Annotated in this window: 1 protein-coding gene and 2 pseudogenes; all 3 read right to left on the bottom strand. The window is 62.1% G+C overall.

Going from position 1 to position 2467, the window contains the following annotated elements:
- Positions 1–34: 34 nt before the first annotated feature.
- Positions 35–889 (bottom strand): annotated as a pseudogene (gene ftsY, locus WBF74_RS10500) (signal recognition particle-docking protein FtsY); the annotation flags it as partial.
- Between the two features lie 89 nt (positions 890–978).
- A complete protein-coding gene (mtaB, locus tag WBF74_RS10495) occupies positions 979–2253 on the bottom strand; it encodes a tRNA (N(6)-L-threonylcarbamoyladenosine(37)-C(2))-methylthiotransferase MtaB (RefSeq protein ID WP_424439252.1) in 1275 nt (424 codons plus the stop codon).
- Positions 2250–2467 (bottom strand): annotated as a pseudogene (locus WBF74_RS10490) (diaminopimelate epimerase); the annotation flags it as partial. The gene mtaB and the pseudogene WBF74_RS10490, both read right to left, overlap by 4 nt.

Raw genomic sequence — 2467 nt, 5'->3', positions numbered from 1 at the left:
CCGGTATCGTTCATTCTCTATCCCCTTTTGCGCGTCAGTTCGCGCCGGTGATTGCCTTTGCATAGGCTTCGGCATTGAAGGGCTGGAGATCATCAATCCCCTCGCCAACGCCGATCATGTGTACGGGCAGCCCGAACTTCCTTGCGATGGCGACGAGTATGCCGCCCCGTGCCGTGCCGTCGAGCTTGGTCATCACAAGGCCGGTAATGCCTGCAAGCTTGCCAAAGATTTCAACCTGATTGACCGCGTTCTGTCCCGTTGTTGCGTCGAGCACGAGGAGGGCCGCGTGGGGCGTTTCGGGATCGAGCTTGCGCATCACGCGGATGATCTTTTCAAGCTCGGCCATCAGGTCGGCCTTGTTCTGCAGGCGGCCTGCCGTGTCGATCAGCAGAACATCGGTGCCTTCCTCGCGCGCGCGGGCAAGCGCCTCATAGGCAAGGCCCGCCGCATCGCCGCCGACTTTCGTTGAGCAGACAGGCGCGCCGATACGCTCGCCCCAGACCTTGAGCTGTTCCACGGCGGCAGCGCGGAATGTGTCGCCTGCGGCAAGCATCACGCTTCGGCCTTCCGCTTTCAGCTTGGCGCCAATCTTGCCGATGGTCGTTGTCTTGCCCGCGCCATTCACGCCCGCCATCAGCACGACAAAGGGCTTTTTGGTCGGGTCGATCTCGAACGGCTTTTCGACGGGCTTCAGAACTTTCGCAATCTCGCCTGCGAGGATCGCGCGGATTTCTTCGGGGCTTACTTCCTTGTTGTAGCGGTCGCGCCCCACTGCTTCTGTCACAGAGGCAGCCGCATCAAGGCCGAGATCGGCGGAGATGAGCAGTTCTTCCAGTTCCTCAAGCGTTGCCGCGTCGAGCTTCTTCTTGGTGAAGATGCCCGTGATGCCTTCGGAGATGGTTTTCGTGGAGCGGGTAAGCCCCTCTTTCATCCGCTGAAAGAGAGATTTCTTCTTGCCTGTTTCTTCTGTCTGCTCGCTCACGCGGCCCTCAATCCTTCAAAACTCTTGCCGTCATGTGCTGCGAGGTGAAGCGAGAGAATGTCGCCAGCGCGCGCTTCTTCCTTCACCCGCACCGGCGTGAACTGATGCGTGCGGCCAAGCGTCGGTGTTTCCATCAGCACGGGCCGCGTCGCGCCGAGCCCTTCTTCCAGATGGGCGATCACGCGCTGCCGCCCCTTTTCGCGCAGACGGTCGGCACGCGCCTTGCCGATCTCGCGGGCCACCTGCGGCATGCGTGCGGCGGGCGTGCCGGGGCGCGGGGAGAAGGGAAATACATGAAGCCAGGTCAGTCCGCATTCATCGACAAGGCGGAGCGTGTTTTCGAACATCTCTTCCGTCTCGGTCGGAAAGCCCGCGATGAAATCCGCACCGAACACAATGTCGGGGCGGACACGGCGCGCCTCCTCGCAAAAGCGGATTGAATCTTCGCGCAGATGGCGGCGCTTCATTCGCTTCAGGATCATGTTGTCGCCTGATTGCAGCGAGAGGTGGAGATGCGGCATCAGCCGCTCTTCCTCCGCGATGAGGCGCATCAGATCGTCATCGGCTTCGATGGAGTCGATGGAGGAAAGGCGAAGGCGCTCCAGTTCGGGCACGAGCTTCAGGATGCGACGCGCGAGATTGCCAAGGCTCGGATGCCCCGGCAGGTCGCTGCCATAGGAAGTCATGTCCACGCCGGTGAGCACGACTTCGCGGTAGCCATTTTCCACCAGCGTGCGCACCTGCCCGACCACTTCACCCGCAGGCACGCTGCGCGAGGGGCCACGGCCATAGGGAATGATGCAGAAGGTGCAGCGATGGTCGCAGCCATTCTGCACCTGCACGAAGGCGCGTGCGCGGCCTTCCAGCCCCTGCACAAGATGGCCGGCCGTTTCGCGCACCGACATGATGTCGTTCACACGCACTTTTTCATTTGCGTGAAGCGCGCGTTCAGGAAGCCAGCTTGTGGCCTGCATCTTCTCGTCATTGCCAAGCACGAGATCGACTTCGGGCATGGCGGCAAATTCATCCGGGTTCACCTGCGCTGCGCAGCCCGTCACGATGATGCGTGCATTGGGGTTTTCGCGCCGTGCCTTGCGGATTGCCTGCCGTGCCTGCCGTTCGGCCTCTGCCGTCACCGCGCAGGTATTGAAGACGATGGCACCATCAAGCCCCGCTGCATCGGCATGGCCGCGAATGACTTCTGACTCGTAAGTGTTGAGACGGCAGCCAAAGGTGATGATCTCGGTCTGCCTGCGGCTCTCCGCTGTCATGCTGCCCCCGCAAGAAGCAGCGGATCGAGCGTGCCTTCATAATCAAGCGTGGCCGCGCCTGTCATGTGGATGTGGTTATCCGCCTCGCGCCATTCGATGGTGAGATCGCCGCCCGGCAGGCTCACCGTCATCTTGCGTTCCGTCTTGCGGCGGCGGATCGCGGCGACGGCGGAAGCACAGGCGGCCGTGCCGCAGGCGCGCGTCAGCCCCGCAC

Source organism: Parvibaculum sp., assembly GCF_049672805.1.
GTDB lineage: Bacteria > Pseudomonadota > Alphaproteobacteria > Parvibaculales > Parvibaculaceae > Parvibaculum.
This window is presented reverse-complemented; position numbering and strand designations above follow the sequence as displayed.

What these genes read in the sequence shown, in the direction of transcription:
- mtaB (WP_424439252.1), bottom strand. Translation starts at nt 2,253, where the DNA reads ATGACAGCGGAGAGCCGCAGGCAGACCGAGATCATCACCTTTGGCTGC.